Source organism: Streptomyces roseoverticillatus (genome assembly GCF_000719265.1).
GTDB lineage: Bacteria > Actinomycetota > Actinomycetes > Streptomycetales > Streptomycetaceae > Streptomyces > Streptomyces roseoverticillatus.
This window is the reverse complement of record NZ_JOFL01000026.1, coordinates 15,161-30,716: the sequence shown is the minus strand read 5'-3', so window position 1 is coordinate 30,716 and position 15,556 is coordinate 15,161. Positions and strand designations below refer to the sequence as shown.

The following is a 15,556-nucleotide window of genomic DNA, read 5'->3' as shown; positions in this document are numbered from 1 at the left end:
CGGCACCGCCGAGACGGCGTGGCGCGGCTGTTCGCCGTCGCGGCGGGATCTTCCTGCCGGCGGCGTGACCGTACCGAGGCCGTACCACCCCCCTCCCGCCGCAATGGCGGCGAGCCACCGCGGCACCGCCCGGCGGTGCCGACGAGGCCCGGGATGCTCCGGCGCCGCCGCGACGGCGGCCCCGGCGGCCCACGCCGCCGAACCCCTGCCGGAATTGGCCGCGCCGTACCCCTCGGCCCGGCAGCGGACGTGCCCCCGGCGGACGGCGGCTACGCCGTCGCCGCCAGTTCCTCCGGACGCGCCGGCTGCCGCGGCACGAACGCCACGTGCGTGTGGCCGCGCCGCAGGTCGACCTTCAGCCGCAGGCCGCCCACCCGGGCCAGGACCAGGCCCACGCCGACCGCCGCGAGCGTGGCGACCGCTCCGCCGGCGAGGAAGCCGACGCGGGCGCCGTAGACGTCGGTCACCCAGCCGACCAGCGGGGCGCCGAGCGGCGTTCCGCCCATGAACACCATCATGAACAGGCTCATGACACGCCCGCGCATCGCGGGATCCGTGCCGAGCTGGATGCTGGAGTTGGCGGTCACGTTGATGGTGAGGCCGAACATGCCGATCGGCACGAGCAGCGCCGCGAAGACCCAGAACGAGGGCGCGAGCGCGGCCGTGATCTCCAGGAGGCCGAAGAGCAGGGCGGCGCCGACGAGGAGCCGCAGCCGCGAGCTGCCCCGGCGCGCGGCGAGCAGGGCGCCCACCAGGGAGCCGCCCGCCATCAGGGTGTTGAGCAGGCCGTACGTGCCGGCGCCGGCGTGGTAGACGTCGTTGACGAAGGCCGTGAGCCAGATGGGGAAGTTGAAGCCGAAGGTGCCGATGAAGCCGACGAGGACGATCGGCCAGACGAGGTCGGGCCGCCCGGCCACGTAGCGCAGGCCCTCGCGCAGCTGGCCCTTGCCGCGCGGCGCGCGGTCGACCCTGTGGAGCTCGGCGGTGCGCATCAGCAGCAGCCCGGCGACGGGCGCGACGAAGGACAGGCCGTTGAGGAGGAACGCCCAGCCGCTGCCCACGGCGGTGATCAGCACACCGGCGACGGCGGGCCCGACCAGCCGGGCGGACTGGAAGTTGGCGGAGTTGAGGCTGACGGCGTTGCGCAGGTCGGCGGGGCCGACCATCTCCACGACGAAGGCCTGGCGGGCGGGGTTGTCGACCACGGTGACGAGACCGAGGACGAACGCGGTGAGGTAGACGTGCCAGACCTGCACGTGGCCGGAGAGGGTGAGGAGGGCGAGCGCGAGGCCGGTGAGGCCCATGGCGGCCTGGGTGAGGACGAGCAGCCTGCGCTTCGGGCAGCGGTCGGCGATGACGCCGCCGTAGAGCCCGAGGAAGAGCATGGGCAGGAACTGCAGGGCCGTGGTGATGCCGACGGCGGCGGAGGAACCGGTGAGGCTGAGGACCAGCCAGTCCTGGGCGATGCGCTGCATCCAGGTGCCGGTGTTGGAGACGACCTGGCCGGTGGCGAAGAGGCGGTAGTTACGGATTCTGAGGGAACTGAAGGTGCCGCCCTTGGCTCCGGGCTCCGGGCTCGTGGCCGGTCCGGGCTCGTGCAGGGCGGCGCTGCGTATGGCGTCGTCGTGGCTGTTCGGTGCGGGTGCGGAGTCTGCTCCGGGTCCCGTACTCAAAGTGGGTTCGCCTCCTCCTGGCGCGTCTTACAGGTGCGCGAGTTTCTCGAGGACGGGTGCGGCGGCGCGCAGCGTCGCCCACTCCTCCTCGTCGAGCCGCCCCACGAGCTCGGTGAGCCAGACGTTCCGCTTGCGGCGGCTCTCTTCGAGCATGGCCTCGGCCCGCTCGGTCTGGGTGACCACCTTCTGGCGGCGGTCCTCGGGGTGCGGCTCCAGCCGGACCAGGCCCTTGGCTTCGAGCAGGGCGACGATGCGGGTCATCGACGGGGGCTGCACGTGCTCCTTGCGGGCGAGCTCGCCCGGGGTGGCGCTGCCACAGCCGGCGAGCGTGCCCAGCACCGACATCTCCGTGGGGCTGAGCGATTCGTCGACCCTCTGGTGCTTGAGCCGACGCGACAGGCGCATGACACCTGAACGCAGGGAGTTCACTGCGGCGGTATCGACTTGGGGGTCCCGGTCCGACATGTCTTTAGCCTAACTCATTACCCGAACTAAATAAAGTGGATACGGCGGGGCGCCCGGTGGCACGCACCACATCGCCGGAAGCAGGCCGCCTCACGGCCCTCGCGCCCCACGCGCGGGGGCAAACCGTACGATCGCCAGATCATTACCGCGAATCGGCACCACTGACAAAAGTCATGCGCGGTCGGTGATCGACGGCACTGCCGGAGCCCCCGGCCCGGCCGCGAAAATAGGAGCACCGGAAGCCGTACGGCTACGGGACGCATCACAGCCCCGGGGGACTCTGATCATGAGCGACACGGCCACCGCCGCGCAGACGCAGACCCAGCCCCAGACCCGGACGACTACCGCTGGAGGGGCCGCCCCGGCCGTCCCGCGCGGGCGGGCGCTCTGGGACAGCTTCGCGCCGCTCGTCGTGGACGCCGTCCTGCCGATGGCCGCGTACTACGCGCTCAGCAAGGGATTCGGCATGGGCACGATCGCGGCCCTGGGCTGGAGCAGTGCGCTGCCCGCCGCGCGGACCGTCTGGGGCCTGGCCAAGGAGCGCCGGGTCAACGGGCTCGCCGCGCTGATCCTCGTCGTCAACCTCGTGGGGCTGGTGCTCAGCGGCGTCAGCGGGGACGCCAGGCTGATGCTGGCCAAGGACAGCGCGGTGAGCAGCGTCGTCGGGCTCGTGGTGCTGGTCTCCGCGGTCGCCGGGCGGCGGCCGCTGATGACGGCCGGGCTCAAGCCGTGGGTCGTCAAGGGCGATCCGGCGCGGCAGGCCGCGTGGGACAGGCTGTCGGCCCGCGACGCGCGGTTCCGGCGGACCGAGCGGACGTTCTCCGTCGTGTGGGGCAGTGCGCTGCTGGCCGAGTGTGTCGCGCGGGTCGTCGGCGCGTACACCCTGCCGGTCCACACGATGGTGTGGCTGGGGAACGTGATCCTGGGCGTGGCGATCGTCGCCGCGATGGTGATCGCCGGCGGGCTGGCCGCGGACCCGATGGAGAAGATGGTCGACGCTGAGACGGCTGGGGCTCGTCCCGCCGCGGGCTGAGAACCGGGCCTACGCTGGAAGTGCGGCCCAGTGAACGAACCCCCAGGAGGCCGTCATGACCAGGAAAGTCGCCGACTGCCGCAGGTTCCCCAGCGAGACGGACTGCTCGCTGACCATCACCGGCGAGGAGGACGAGGTCATCCGCGCCGCCAGCGAACACGCCGTCTCCGTGCACAAGCACAAGGACAGCCCCGCGCTGCGGGAGCAGATCCGGGAAATGCTGGAGGACGAGCAGGCCAGCGCGTAGCCCGTCGGGCGGATCACGCGTAACCGTCGGGCGGATCACCGGACGGGATGGCCCCGGCGGGCATCCGCGGCGCGCCCTGCGCGGGGCTGCCCTCGGGCCCTACGCCGGGAAGCGCCGGCCCACCCAGCGCCACGCCAGCTCCAGCGCAGCGGCCGCCACCGCCGCGATGGCGACGGCGGCCCACGGCATGGTCTCGCCCACCAGCTTCAGCGCGAAGAAGTGCTGGAGCCAGGGCGTGGCGAGCACGACGAGGAAGCCCGCGGCCATCGCCAGGACCAGCCCGATCCGCCACCACGTGTACGGGCGCGCGATGATCGCGAGGACCCACAGCGAGGTCAGGAACAGCGTCAGCGTCGCCGCGCTGGTCTCCGCGTCCAGGGCGCCGGGGCCCGTGTAGTAGTGCCGCGCCAGCAGGTACGCGGCGAAGGTGGCGACCCCCGCGATGACGCCCGCCGGGATCGCGTACCGCATGACCCTGCGGACGAAGTGCGGTTTCGCACGCTCCTTGTTCGGCGCGAGGGCCAGGAAGAAGGCCGGGACACCGATGGTGAGCGTGGAGAGCAGCGTCAGGTGGCGCGGGAGGAACGGGTACGGCACCTGGGAGCAGACCACGAGGATCGCGAGCAGCACCGAGTAGACCGTTTTGGTCAGGAACAGCGTCGCCACGCGCGTGATGTTGCCGATGACGCGGCGGCCCTCCGCGACCACCGACGGCAGTGTCGCGAAACTGTTGTTCAGGAGCACGATCTGGGCGACGGCCCGGGTCGCCTCGGAGCCCGAGCCCATCGAGACGCCGATGTCGGCGTCCTTCAGCGCCAGGACGTCGTTGACGCCGTCGCCGGTCATGGCGACGGTGTGCCCGCGGTGCTGCAGCGCACCGACCATGTCCCGCTTCTGCTGCGGGGTGACCCGCCCGAAGACCGCGCCCTCGTCCAGCGCGCGCCCCATCGCCTCCCGCTCCGCGGGCAGCTTCCGCGCGTCGACCGGCCCCTTCGCGCCGGTCAGCCCGAGCTTGGCGGCCACGGCGCCGACGGAGACGGCGTTGTCGCCGGAGATGACCTTCGCGGAGACCTCCTGCTCGGCGAAGTAGCGCAGGGTGGCGCCCGCGTCCGGGCGCAGCCGCTGCTCCAGGACGACCAGCCCGGTGGGCCGTGCGCCGTCGGTGACGCCGGGGTCGTCCAGGCCGCGCGTGGCGCGCGCGAGCAGCAGCACCCGCAGCCCCTTGGCGTTGAGCTCCTCGACGTGCGCGAGGGCGGGGTCGTCCGCGGGCAGCAGCACGTCGGGGGCGCCGAGCAGCCAGGTGGCGCTCTCGCCGTCGGGGGCGCGCAGGGCGGCGCCGCTGTACTTGCGGGCGGAGGAGAAGGGGAGGGAGTCGGTGCACTGCCAGTGCGGGCCGTCCGGCGCCGGATAGGCGTCGATGATCGCCTGGAGGCTGGCGTTGGGGCGGGGGTCGGCTTTGCCGAGCGCGCCGAGCACTTGGCGCACGTACGCTTCGCCCTTCCCGGGGGCTGTTCCGGCCGAGGCCGCGCCGTCGAGCAGGCGCAGCTCGCTGACGTCCATGCCGCCCTCGGTGAGCGTGCCCGTCTTGTCCAGGCAGACGACGTCGACGCGGGCCAGGCCCTCGATCGCGGGCAGCTCCTGCACCAGGCACTGCCGGCGCCCCAGGCGGATCACGCCGATCGCGAAGGCCACGGACGTGAGCAGCACCAGGCCCTCGGGGACCATGGGCACGATCCCCGCGACCATCCGCCGGACGGCCTCCCTCCAGTCGTGGTCCTGGAGGATCCACTGGCTGAGGATCAGGCCGGTCGCGGTCGGGAACATCATCCACGTCACGTACTTGAGGATCCGGCTGATGCCCGTACGCAGCTCCGAGTGGACGAGCGTGAACCGGGACGCCTCCTCCGCGAGCTGGGCCGCGTACGCCTCCCGCCCGACCTTGGTCGCGGCGAACGCGCCCCCGCCGGCCACGACGAACGAGCCGGACATGACGGGGTCCCCGGGCCGCTTCAGCACGGGGTCGGCCTCGCCGGTCAGCAGCGACTCGTCGATCTCCAGCCCGTCGGCCTCCAGGACGCGCCCGTCCACGACGCACTTGTCGCCCGGCCCGAGCTCGATCACGTCGTCGAGGACGATCCCGGACGTGGGGATCGCGCACGGCGCGCCGTCGCGGCGCACGGTCGGCCTGGCCTCGCCGATGACGGCGAGCGAGTCGAGGGTCTTCTTGGCCCGCAGCTCCTGGACGATACCGATCGCCGTGTTGGCGACGATCACGAAGCCGAAGAGGCCGTCCTGGATGGGGCCCACGACGAGGATGATCAGGAAGAGGACGCCGATGATGGCGTTGAAGCGGGTGAAGACGTTGGCCCGCACGATCTCCGCGGTGGAGCGCGAGGAGCGGACGGGCACGTCGTTGACGTCGCCCCGGGCCACGCGCTCGGCGACCTCGGGCGCGCTGAGGCCCGGGTGCGGCGCGGGCAGGTGCTCCTCGGTCGCGGTCTGCGCCGGATCGCTCATGAGTCCGACGGTACGGGGACGCTGGGCGCTCTGCCTTTCGAATGGACGGCAACCGGCCGCGCCCGGGCATGGGTGCGCGCACCCATGAACCCGCCGCGGCTGGGGGCACCTCCCAGCGGTAGCCGGGGGAGCTCAGCCCCCCACGGGCGTTGTCCGGCGGTGCCGTGCTCACCTCAGGCGGGATGGGCACCGGCGGGCAGGCTGCCGGTGGTGATGCGCCGTTGCGGCGGAGGCAAGCGGAGGGCGCCGCGCCTAGTGGGTCGGCGCGGACTCGGCCGCCGCGCGGCGGATCGCCGCATCGCGCTTGCGTACGTACCAGACGCCGATCAGGCCCAGCCCGCCGCCGGCCAGGCACGTCCACAGCCACCACAGATGACCGTGGTCGTCGAACCAGCCGTAGAAGGGCAACTGGACGAGGAAGAGGACGAACCAGATGACGGTGCCGCCGGTGATCGTGGCGACGACGTTGCCCTCCAGGGGCTCGGGCGCTTCGTGCCTGGGTGTCCACTTCGTCATGAGGTGAAGCGTAGTCCGTGAGGGCCTGCGGCCCGCGCGAGCCCTTACGGGCAGCGCACGCCCGTACGCGGAGCCCTTGACCCATAAGGGTCTACGCGCGGAGATAGCAATCCCGCGCTTGTTTATTCATACTGAATCGAACGGAAGATGACCGGCTGATTTTGTCTGATCATACAACTCACTGCCGATTCATGATCCACGTTCATGAACCACGTTCGTGATCCAACCGCGTGTCCCCCCGCCGCCTGCGCCCCCGCAGGCCCACCCGACTGAGGTCTCGTATGCCCACCTCGGCCACTTCCCCGGTCGACGCCCAGCAGCCGTCCCCGCCGCCGTCCTCCCAGCCCAAGGGCGCCCTCGACCGGTACTTCCGGATCAGCGAGCGGGGCTCGTCGATCTCCCGGGAGCTCCGCGGCGGCCTGGCCACCTTCTTCGCGATGGCCTACATCGTCGTGCTGAACCCGATCATCCTCGGCGCCGGCCAGGACAAGTTCGGCCACCAACTGGACAACGGCCAGCTGGTCACGGCCACCGCCCTGATGGCCGGCCTCAGCACCGTCCTCATGGGCGTCATAGGCAACGTGCCCATCGCGTGCGCCGCCGGCCTCGGCATCAACGCCGTCGTCTCGCTCCAGCTCGCGCCCAAGATGAGCTGGCCCGACGCGATGGGCATGGTGGTGCTCGCGGGCCTCGTGCTGATGGTGCTGGTCGCCTCCGGTCTGCGGCAGCGCGTCATGGACGCCATCCCGGGCGGGCTGCGGCGCGCCATCGCGATCGGCATCGGCCTCTTCATCTCGCTGATCGGCCTCGTCGACTCCGGCTTCGTCACCCGCAACCCGGACGCCGCGCACACCACCGTCCCCCTGGGCCTCGGCCAGGGCGGCCAGCTGCACGGCTGGCCCGTGCTGGTCTTCGTCGTCGGCCTCGCGCTGACGTTCATCCTGGTCGTCCGCAAGACGCGCGGCGCGATCCTCATCGGCATCGTCGCCATGACGTTCGTGGCGATCGTCATCAACTCCCTCGCCAAGATCCCGGGCACCGGCTGGGGCCTGTCCGTCCCCCAGGTCCCGGACAAGATCGTGGGCGCCCCCGACTTCGGCCTCATCGGTCACATCAGCCTCTTCGGCGGCTTCCGCGAGGTCGGTCTGCTGACCGGGTGCCTGTTCGTCTTCACCGTGCTGCTGTCGGGCTTCTTCGACGCGATGGGCACGATCATCGGCGTCGGCGAGGAGGCCGGGCTCACCGACGAGAACGGCCAGCTGCCCAACATGGGCAAGATCCTCATGGTCGACGGCCTCGCGGTCGCCGGCGGCGGCCTCGGCTCCGCCTCCGCCAACACCTGCTTCGTGGAGTCCACGGCCGGCGTCGGCGAGGGCGCCCGTACGGGCCTCGCCAACCTGATGACCGGCAGCCTCTTCCTCCTCACCCTGGTCTTCACCCCGCTCGCCACGGTCGTCCCCTCCCAGGCGGCCACACCCGCCCTGCTGGTCGTGGGCTTCCTGATCATGGCGGCGAACGTCAAGGAGATCGACTGGAGCGACTTCACCATCGCGGTGCCGGCGTTCCTGACGATCATCGCGATGCCCTTCACGTACTCGATCACCAACGGCATCGGCATGGGCGTCCTCGCCTTCATCCTGCTGCGGATCGCCGACCGGCGCGGCCGCGAGATCCCCTGGCTGCTGAACGTGGTCGGGCTCTGCTTCCTCGTGTACTTCTTCCTGGACCCGATCGAGCAGATGCTGGGCGTGAAGTAACGCCGCTTGCTTCTTGCTCCGCCCGCCCCCGGTGGCGGCCCGTTCGGGCCGGCGCCGGGGGCGGGGCGCGTTGCGGGGCCGGGTGCGGGGTGCGGGGTGCGGGATGCGGTTGCCCGGCCGGGCGGATGGCCGCACCGGTCCGACCCGCGCAACCGGTAAAGGGAGTCCGCCTACCGATACAGGAGTCCATCTACCAGTACTGGGTCCGCCTACCGGTACAGGAGTCCATCTACCAGTACTGGGTCCGCTTACCGGGACAGGAGTCCATCTACCAGTACTGGAGTCCGCCTACCGGTACATCAGCCGGCGTAGGACCACCTCCACCGGGCCCCGCCACCCCCGGCGCTCGAACGCATACGCCCCGGCCACCGTCACCAGCCACACCCCCACCGCGAACAGGGCCATCGTGGCGCTGGTCAGGTGGGCGCCTATGCCCAGGCCCCAGGCCGCGAGCAGCGGGGCGAAGAGCAGCGAGTGGGCGAGGTAGCTGGACAGCGACCGCTTGCCGACGGCGGATATAGCCGACACGGCCACCGCCGCCTTCGTACGGGCCCGCGCCGGCCGCCCGCTCCACCAGTGCACGAACAACGCCACCACCGCGACATAGCCGAGCCCGGCCCCGTATCCGGTGAGCTCCCGGAGCACCGTCAGCGCCCCGGTCTCGCTCTGTGCGTCGTCCGGCACGTCGAGCGCTCCGATATGGGCGAGCGCCGCGGGCAGCGCCCCGAGCCAGCCGACCGCGATGCCGAGCACGGCCGTGCGGCGCAGCAGCGGCAGGTGGCGGCCCGGTTCCTCCAGGATGCGGCGGCGCGCGGCCCAGAAGCCGAGCAGGAAGATGACGTAGCCGCCGCCTATCAGGGAGAAGGGCGCCGCGGTGAAGGTGACGAAGAGGCCGGTCATCAGCCGGGTCCCGGCCGCCGCGAGCCAACTCCCCTCGCCCGCCCCGTAGGCAGCGGCCCCCGGCTCCGCACTCGCGTCCCCCAGCGACCCCAGCTCCCCCTGGAGCAGCGCCGATATGACCGGTTGCGCGGATACGAGGACCAGCTGCGCGGCGCCGATCGCGATCCACCACTTCAGGGCGCGGTCGCTCCGCCGGAGGAAGAGCGCGCCGAGGGCGAGGCTCAGCAGTCCGTAGTAGCCGACGATGTCGCCCGCCATGAGCAGGGTGGCGTGAGCGAGCCCGATGACTATCAGGAGGAGGCTGCGCCTGCGCAGGATCCTGACCGCGTGGCGCTCGCCGGCGCCGGCGGCGGTCAGGCGCAGGAAGAGCTGCATCATGCCGTAGCCGAAGAGGAAGGCGAAGAGCGGGTAGACCCGGAGGTCGAGCGCCGTGATCATCGCGAACTGGACCGCGTGGTCGAGCCGTCCGCCGGTCACGGGCTGCCACCCCGAAGGCCCGTACGCGGAACGCCACAGGTGGAACGCGGTGTTCGACAGCACGATGAACAGCAGCATGATCCCGCGCGCCAGATCGGGCGCGAGGGCCCGCTCGGCGGCGGCTCGCGCGCCTGCGGGGCAGGGCGCGGGGGCGGCCGGCGCCGGCGTGCCGCGGGCCTCTTCTCGGGTGTCGAACGTCATGCTTCGACGCTAGGGAAACGGAAGGTGGCTAGGCGTCCGTCTTTGGTCTACGAGCCCCTGACCTTGGTCTAGGGCGTGTCCGTGGGTCGTGCTGCTGGTGACCCACCGGACAGGATGTGAACCGGCCCGCGACGGCCCCCGGGTCGATCAGTTGTCGCTGATCGCTGCCATGAGGCGGGTGGCTATGCCGGTCGCGCTGCCGCTGTCGGGAGTGGCCGTGCCGTAGCCGTAGACGATGTGGCGGTTCAGGTCCGGTGTGGCGAAGGCTGCGCTGCGGTAGCCGAGGTCATTTCCTGTCTTGCCCCACATCACCGAACCGTCCGGCAGTGGGACGGACATCAGGGCCGTGCTGAAGCAGGCAGTGCCCTTCTCGGGGCCGGTGTTGCAGTGGGAGCCGTCCGCATAGGGCAGAGGCTTGCCGTTCGCGTCACGCGGGACGGCGAACAGTTCGGCTGTCTGGGCCGGACGCAGGAGACGGCCGCCGAGGAGAGCGGTTATGAAACGGTCGAGGTCGGCGGTCGTGGAGATCATGCTGGACGGCAGGCCGCCTTGTTCATTGACGTCGACCTGTTCACCCTTGCCGGTGGGCACGTATCCGGGCACGTACGGGCCCGGTATCCGGGCGGTACGGATCGGGGCGGAGGTCTCCTTCATCTTCAGGGGCACCAGAATGCGGGTGGTCACCTCGTGCTGGAAGGAGTGGCCGGTGAGTTTCTCGATGAGCTCGCCGGCGATGCGGTAGCCGAGGGAGTTGTACTCCTGCTTGGTCCCGGGGGCGAACCGCGGGCCCGGCCGGTTCCGGCCCTCGGGCCGAAGCGTCTGTTGAATGATCTGGTCGAAGGTGTAGAAGCCGAAGCGGCCTTCGACGACCTCGTCCTGGGACGGTGCGGGAGCGCCGTCGAACTCCTGGGGCAGGCCGCTGGTGTGGTTGAGCAACTGCCGTACGGTGATGGCGTCGAAGGTGTCCGGCAGCAGGCCGGGCAGGTAGTGCTGCACGGTTTCGTCGAGGTTCGCCCGGCCCTCGGCGGAGAGCTGCAGCAGGATGACCGCTTCCATCGGCTTGGCGATGCTGCCGATCCGGAAATGCGCGCCGGGTACGACCCGCTTGCCACTCACGACGTCACCGGACGCGCCCCGCCAGGAATGCCCGGACTTGTACACCTGGGCCACGGCACCGGCCATACCGTCGCCCGGGTGGACTAAGACCGCTTCGCGCAGCGCCGCGTCCAGTTGCGCGGGTGTGTGCGCGACCGGCACCGCCTGCGCAGATGCGCCCGCCGCCGGAGACAGTAATACGGCGGCCGCAGCCACCGAGGTCAGAACCGAAGAGCGGCGCACGGGAACTCCAATCAGGGAGGGAACGAACTCCCGAAGCCTTCCAGGCCAAGATCACCCGCCCATCCGGGACGGCCCTGACCCGCCCCTGACGCAGCCCTGAGGACCTCTCGGGGGAACGGCTCCGAGACCCACCGGACATTCCCTGGGCCCGCCGCCATCCGGTTGGGGGCGGGGTGGCGCGGAGGGGTGGTGGCGTGGGGTGCGGCGTGCGGGGCGGTTGGGGTGAGCGGCTGACTTCTCAGCCCACTTGTCCGCCACGCACGACCACCAACCCGATTGATTTCCGGGCCGAGAGGGCATCAGCCCCCTCCCTCCGCAGCGGAATGCCCGACCGGACGGTTCCGCAGCCACGGCAGTGGACCTCGCCGCGCGTGCGGGTGGTCCAGCCCGCGCGGTGGGTGCACATCCGCGCGGTCATACGCCTCCGCCCGCCCCGCCCGCCATGTGCACGGTGCGCCAGTGACGGCGCAGCACGAACGGCGCAGCACGACCAGGGCCTCCCCCGTCCTGACCGGATCGCCCCCGGCAACGGCCTCGTTGTACGCGGCCTGCAACTGCGCGCACTCCGCGCACCCGTACATCGGCCGTGACCCGGCCGGCCACAGCCCGGCCGCCTCCCGGTCCTCCCGGGTGGCGAGTCGCAGTGAGGCGAACGGCGCCTCCCATTCAAGCCCGCCGCCGGGCCGCCGCAACGTCACACGGCTCCCCGCCGCCCCGATCACCTGCGCGATCTTTCCCTCGCGGGTGTCCACCACGAACGCGCCGATCCTGTAGGTCATCGCCTCACGCCTTCCCGATTTGGCACGCATGCCTTTCGCAGGAGCCTCACACTGAGCCAGGCGATCCTTTCGGTCGATACTTTCGCCAGAAAGTTGACACGATGGAGTGAACGGGAAGCCTCTGCCGCGGAGTTGATGTCGGTAGAGTCACCCCACACGGAGGTGATCACATGCCCGACGTCACGCCCACTCTGCTACGTCGAAGGCTCGGGGCGATCTTGAAGACGATGCGCGTGAGGGCCGGGCTCAACCTTGCGGAGGGGGCCGGACTGCTCGGCATGTCCGGGCCGACATTGAGCAAGATCGAGAACGGAAGGCAGCGCCCCGACCTGGAGAAGCTCTTTGCTGCATACGGGGTCACAGACGAAGCGCGCATCGCGGAGACGGTGGAGATCGCAAGGCTCGCCAACAGCGCCCGGCAGAGGAGCATTTACGCGCAGTACAAGGACGTGATTCATCCACAGTTCGCCGACTTCATCGAGCTGGAGGAGATCGCTACCCGCACCGACCACTACTCGGCCATCGTCATCCCAGGACTGCTGCAAACGGCGGAGTACGCCCAGGCTGTCATCGAAGGCGGCAGCGCGTGGAGCACACCACGTGAGGTGCGGAATTTTGTCGATCTGCGGATGAAACGGCAGGAGATCCTCACCGTTGTACCTGGCGGGGATGCCGGTAGGCCTCCGCTCTCACTGCGGTGCGTCCTTGACGAGTCCTGCCTTCGACGCGAGATGGGTGGTCCGGGGACACTCCGAAGGCAGCTTGAACACCTGCTCGCCAGGTCGATGGAGCCGAACATTGAACTACAGGTTCTCCCGTTCAAAGCTGGCGCGCACAATGGAATGAACGGCAGTTACACGGTCTTTCACTTCGGTGTGGGGGATCCTGTCGTCGCAGTGGAACCGCTCGCGATCTCCGTGTACCTGGACGAGGACGCCCGCGTCACGCGGTACACCGCTGCATTCGATCGCCTGCGGGCACAGGCGCTGGACGCGGACACAAGCCGCGACTTCATCGCAACGATCGCCAAGGAGACACGATGAGGTTCAGGAAGAGCAGCTACAGCTCCGTCGTCGAGGACTGCGTAGAGATCGCACTCCCAGAGGACCTCGACCCCGTCCTCATACGCGACTCCAAACGGCCCGGAGGGCCAGCCCTCCGCATCGCGGCCGCGCCGTATCGTTCCTTCGCGCAGGCCATCCGTAACCGTGAGTTGGGGACCACGTGACCGACACCCGCTGGGTCAGCAGTTCCCTGCCCTACCTGCAGGCCCGCCCCGACGGCAGTCCCGACGCGTGGAGCGCGGAAACCACCGCGCAGGGGCGGCGCGGGCGGCAGAAGATCGTCCATGCCGGTGAGGCCCCCGCACCGGACGGCGTCGCCGAACTGCTCGGCGTCCCGCCCGGGGAGGCCGTTGTCGTGCGGCGGCGGCTCATGCTGCTCGACGACCGGCCCAGCGAGCTCACCGACACCTACTACCCCGCCCCCATCGCCCGCGGCACCCCGCTCGCCGGGGCGGCCAAGATTCCCGGCGGGGCCGTCACCCTGCTCGCCCGCCTCGGGCACACGGGAGCGACCGTCCGCGAGGACGTCGTCGCGCGGATGCCCACCGACGGCGAGCGGCAGTCGCTCGACACCGCCCCCGACGAACCCGTCCTTCAGCTCACCCGGCTCACCCTCGACCGCACCGGGCGGCCCATCCAGGTGGACGTCATGGTCATGCCCGCCCACCGTCAGCGCCTCCACTACGAGATCGCCCTGCCCTGAGGGTCCCTGCCCTGAGGGTCGTCGATTTGCCGTTCGAGTGAGGGGGAAGCCCGATACCGTACCGGCAAGGGACCGTTGCACCGGCACCGTCGGGAGGGGACTGCTCCATGGCCACCCAGGGCGCAGACGAAAAGAACGGGCCGTTACCGGGCGTCTACCGCATCGACCCCGAGGCATCGAGGATCCGGTTCCGGATGCGGGCGCTCTTCGGGCTGTTCCCCATCAAGGGGAGCTTCTCCGTCGCGCACGGCCGCATCGCCGTCGCGGAGACCGAATCCGCCTCCACCGTCGAGGCCGTGATCCCCGTCGACAGCTTCGCCAGCGGGAACGCCCAGCGCGACCGGCACGTCCGTTCAGCCGATTATCTCGACTCGGCGCTCCACCCCGAGATCCGCTTCCGCGCCGGCGACGTCCGGCGCACGGATGGAAGCCCGGACGGAGATGTGACGGTGCACGGCGAGCTGACGGTGCATGGCGTCACCCGGCCGGCGGTTCTCACCCTGAGGGAGGTCATCGCGGACGGATCGCGGCTGAGCGTACGGGCCACGACCGTCGTCGACCGCTATGCCTTCGGGGTCACCCACGCCAAGGGAATGACGGGCCGTCGGCTGCGGATCGCCCTCGACGTCGTGGCCGTGCGCTGAGGTCCCGCGCGCTCCCCGCGCCACCCCGTTCCCCCTGTCACGGTCGTGCGGAACCGGTACCTTCGGGGGGAAAGCGGCCGGTGGTCTCAGGCGGCCCTAGGCGGTCTTAGGGGATTTCGGTGGGGATCGAGAGCGATCAGCTTGTGTACGACTATCTGAGCCGGGTCGGTGACATCGCCCAGCGGCAGGCGGAGCTCACCTCCGCCGACCGCATGCGGCTGGTGTCCCGGCTGCGGACGGAGATCGAGCGCCGCAGGGCCTCCGAAGGCGCCGACACGCCCGCCGCCGTCCAGCGCATCCTCACCGGCCTCGGCACGCCGGACGAGGCGGTCGCCGGTGCGGGGGCCTCGGCGGGGGCCGCCGCGGGCGGGCGCACCGACGCCGGAGGCCGCGTCCCGGCGCCCCGGCGCGAGGGGGAGCGTGTCCGGGCAGCCCCCGCCGTCCCTTCCGGACCGCCCTCGTACGCCGCGCCCGAACGGCCCACGGCCGATGTGGCCGCGGGCGCCGCAGGGACGGCCCCCGGGGCGGGCGACGCGCCGGACTGGTGGAGCGTCGAGGGCGCCGCCTCCCCGCTGGCCTCACCCTTCGCGGGCACGGATACGGCGCAGAGCACGATCCACGGCTTCACCGGCGGCATCGAGATCCCCGACATACTGAAACCGCCCCCGCGCCCCGGCGACGACCGTGACGAGCCCGGAGAAGCCGCCGCCCGGCAGGGCGAGCACGGCTCGGAAGGCACCTGGGACGAGGAGGACGACGCGGACGGCCCGCGCCGCCCGAGCCTCTTCCGGCGCGCCGACGGCGCCCCCGTCCCCCCGCTGCTGCTGCTCGTCGCCCTGGTCCTGGTCGTGGGCGCCGTGCTCAGCAACTGGATCGTCCTCGCGGCCGGCTGGGGCCTCGCGTACCTCACCCGCAAGCTCTCGCAGACCGAGTCCAAGTGGGCGGTCATGGGCGTGCCCGGCCTCGTCGCGGCCGCCGGCATCGTGTGGCTGTGGGGCCGTACGGAGGGGCGCTGGGGCGATCCCGTGCCGGACGGCGGCCTGGGTGCGGCGATGTCGGACACGTGGCCGTGGGTCCTGCGGGGGGCGGCCGTCGCCTCCGCGGCGTTCGTCGTGTGGCGGTCGCGCCGCCCGGGCTGACGGGACGGCTCCCGCCTCGGCGGACGGTGTTGCCGGGTGAGGGCGTCTCGCCTTGTCCCCGTCGCGACGGGGATCGGCCACCGCGACGGCCTCCGGCGGTGCC

14 protein-coding genes are annotated in these 15,556 nt (G+C 71.2%); 8 read left to right on the top strand and 6 right to left on the bottom strand.

Going from position 1 to position 15,556, the window contains the following annotated elements; translation table 11 throughout:
- Positions 1–269: 269 nt before the first annotated feature.
- Together IF61_RS0126625 and IF61_RS0126620 are read right to left on the bottom strand one after the other, a co-directional pair.
- Entirely contained in the window at positions 270–1,673 is a 1,404-nt protein-coding gene (locus tag IF61_RS0126625; RefSeq protein WP_030369067.1) for an MFS transporter, read from the bottom strand.
- A gap of 27 nt (positions 1,674–1,700) precedes the next feature.
- Complete coding sequence (locus IF61_RS0126620) at positions 1,701–2,138, bottom strand: MarR family winged helix-turn-helix transcriptional regulator (protein WP_030369066.1); 438 nt, start codon at positions 2,136–2,138, stop codon at positions 1,701–1,703.
- Positions 2,139–2,424: 286 nt separating this feature from the next.
- On the opposite strand from IF61_RS0126620, the gene IF61_RS0126615 reads away from it, so the two are divergent.
- Complete coding sequence (locus IF61_RS0126615; protein WP_245684630.1) at positions 2,425–3,171, top strand: VC0807 family protein; 747 nt, start codon at positions 2,425–2,427, stop codon at positions 3,169–3,171.
- Between the two features lie 55 nt (positions 3,172–3,226).
- Positions 3,227–3,418 carry a DUF1059 domain-containing protein gene (locus tag IF61_RS0126610; RefSeq protein WP_030369064.1) on the top strand — a complete coding sequence of 64 codons (192 nt, stop codon included), beginning with the start codon at positions 3,227–3,229 and terminating at the stop codon, positions 3,416–3,418.
- A 99-nt stretch (positions 3,419–3,517) separates the two neighbouring features.
- Here the strand turns inward: IF61_RS0126610 and IF61_RS0126605 are convergent, their stop codons facing one another.
- Both IF61_RS0126605 and IF61_RS0126600 read right to left on the bottom strand, forming a co-directional pair.
- Positions 3,518–5,935, bottom strand: a complete 2,418-nt coding sequence (locus IF61_RS0126605; protein WP_030369063.1) for an HAD-IC family P-type ATPase — start codon at positions 5,933–5,935, stop codon at positions 3,518–3,520.
- A 252-nt stretch (positions 5,936–6,187) separates the two neighbouring features.
- Complete coding sequence (locus IF61_RS0126600; protein WP_030369062.1) at positions 6,188–6,451, bottom strand: DUF2530 domain-containing protein; 264 nt, start codon at positions 6,449–6,451, stop codon at positions 6,188–6,190.
- Positions 6,452–6,732: 281 nt separating this feature from the next.
- Between IF61_RS0126600 and IF61_RS0126595 the strand changes: the two genes are divergently transcribed.
- On the top strand, positions 6,733–8,208 hold the full coding sequence (locus IF61_RS0126595; protein ID WP_030369061.1) for an NCS2 family permease: 1,476 nt from the start codon (positions 6,733–6,735) through the stop codon (positions 8,206–8,208).
- A gap of 288 nt (positions 8,209–8,496) precedes the next feature.
- Here IF61_RS0126595 and IF61_RS0126590 read toward each other — a convergent pair whose 3' ends face one another.
- Positions 8,497–9,786, bottom strand: a complete 1,290-nt coding sequence (locus IF61_RS0126590; protein WP_030369060.1) for a DUF418 domain-containing protein — start codon at positions 9,784–9,786, stop codon at positions 8,497–8,499.
- A gap of 147 nt (positions 9,787–9,933) precedes the next feature.
- Positions 9,934–11,043 carry a serine hydrolase domain-containing protein gene (locus IF61_RS0126585; protein ID WP_245684636.1) on the bottom strand — a complete coding sequence of 370 codons (1,110 nt, stop codon included), beginning with the start codon at positions 11,041–11,043 and terminating at the stop codon, positions 9,934–9,936.
- Between the two features lie 1,030 nt (positions 11,044–12,073).
- On the opposite strand from IF61_RS0126585, the gene IF61_RS0126575 reads away from it, so the two are divergent.
- The 5 genes from IF61_RS0126575 (at position 12,074) to IF61_RS0126555 (ending at position 15,453) form a co-directional block, all read left to right on the top strand.
- Positions 12,074–12,946 carry a helix-turn-helix domain-containing protein gene (locus IF61_RS0126575; protein WP_030369057.1) on the top strand — a complete coding sequence of 291 codons (873 nt, stop codon included), beginning with the start codon at positions 12,074–12,076 and terminating at the stop codon, positions 12,944–12,946.
- Positions 12,943–13,131 carry a DUF397 domain-containing protein gene (locus IF61_RS0126570; RefSeq protein WP_030369056.1) on the top strand — a complete coding sequence of 63 codons (189 nt, stop codon included), beginning with the start codon at positions 12,943–12,945 and terminating at the stop codon, positions 13,129–13,131. The genes IF61_RS0126575 and IF61_RS0126570 overlap by 4 nt, the downstream gene beginning before the upstream one ends.
- Positions 13,128–13,670, top strand: coding sequence for a GntR family transcriptional regulator (locus IF61_RS0126565; protein WP_030369055.1), 543 nt, complete (start codon positions 13,128–13,130; stop codon positions 13,668–13,670). Before IF61_RS0126570 ends, IF61_RS0126565 begins: the two co-directional genes overlap by 4 nt.
- 107 nt (positions 13,671–13,777) lie before the next feature.
- Entirely contained in the window at positions 13,778–14,314 is a 537-nt protein-coding gene (locus IF61_RS0126560; RefSeq protein WP_030369054.1) for a YceI family protein, read from the top strand.
- Between the two features lie 119 nt (positions 14,315–14,433).
- The gene (locus tag IF61_RS0126555; protein WP_030369053.1) at positions 14,434–15,453 is read left to right on the top strand and encodes a hypothetical protein; all 1,020 of its coding nucleotides are present in this window, start codon (positions 14,434–14,436) and stop codon (positions 15,451–15,453) included.
- The last annotated feature ends 103 nt before the right edge of the window (positions 15,454–15,556 follow it).

Excerpts from the sequence above, each read along its gene's own strand:
- IF61_RS0126620 (WP_030369066.1), bottom strand. The coding sequence starts at position 2,138 with ATGTCGGACCGGGACCCCCAAGTCGATACCGCCGCAGTGAACTCCCTG.
- IF61_RS0126615 (WP_245684630.1), top strand. The coding sequence starts at position 2,425 with ATGAGCGACACGGCCACCGCCGCGCAGACGCAGACCCAGCCCCAGACC.
- IF61_RS0126610 (WP_030369064.1), top strand. The coding sequence starts at position 3,227 with ATGACCAGGAAAGTCGCCGACTGCCGCAGGTTCCCCAGCGAGACGGAC.
- IF61_RS0126605 (WP_030369063.1), bottom strand. The coding sequence starts at position 5,935 with ATGAGCGATCCGGCGCAGACCGCGACCGAGGAGCACCTGCCCGCGCCG.
- IF61_RS0126600 (WP_030369062.1), bottom strand. The coding sequence starts at position 6,451 with ATGACGAAGTGGACACCCAGGCACGAAGCGCCCGAGCCCCTGGAGGGC.
- IF61_RS0126595 (WP_030369061.1), top strand. The coding sequence starts at position 6,733 with ATGCCCACCTCGGCCACTTCCCCGGTCGACGCCCAGCAGCCGTCCCCG.
- IF61_RS0126590 (WP_030369060.1), bottom strand. The coding sequence starts at position 9,786 with ATGACGTTCGACACCCGAGAAGAGGCCCGCGGCACGCCGGCGCCGGCC.
- IF61_RS0126575 (WP_030369057.1), top strand. The coding sequence starts at position 12,074 with ATGCCCGACGTCACGCCCACTCTGCTACGTCGAAGGCTCGGGGCGATC.
- IF61_RS0126570 (WP_030369056.1), top strand. The coding sequence starts at position 12,943 with ATGAGGTTCAGGAAGAGCAGCTACAGCTCCGTCGTCGAGGACTGCGTA.
- IF61_RS0126560 (WP_030369054.1), top strand. The coding sequence starts at position 13,778 with ATGGCCACCCAGGGCGCAGACGAAAAGAACGGGCCGTTACCGGGCGTC.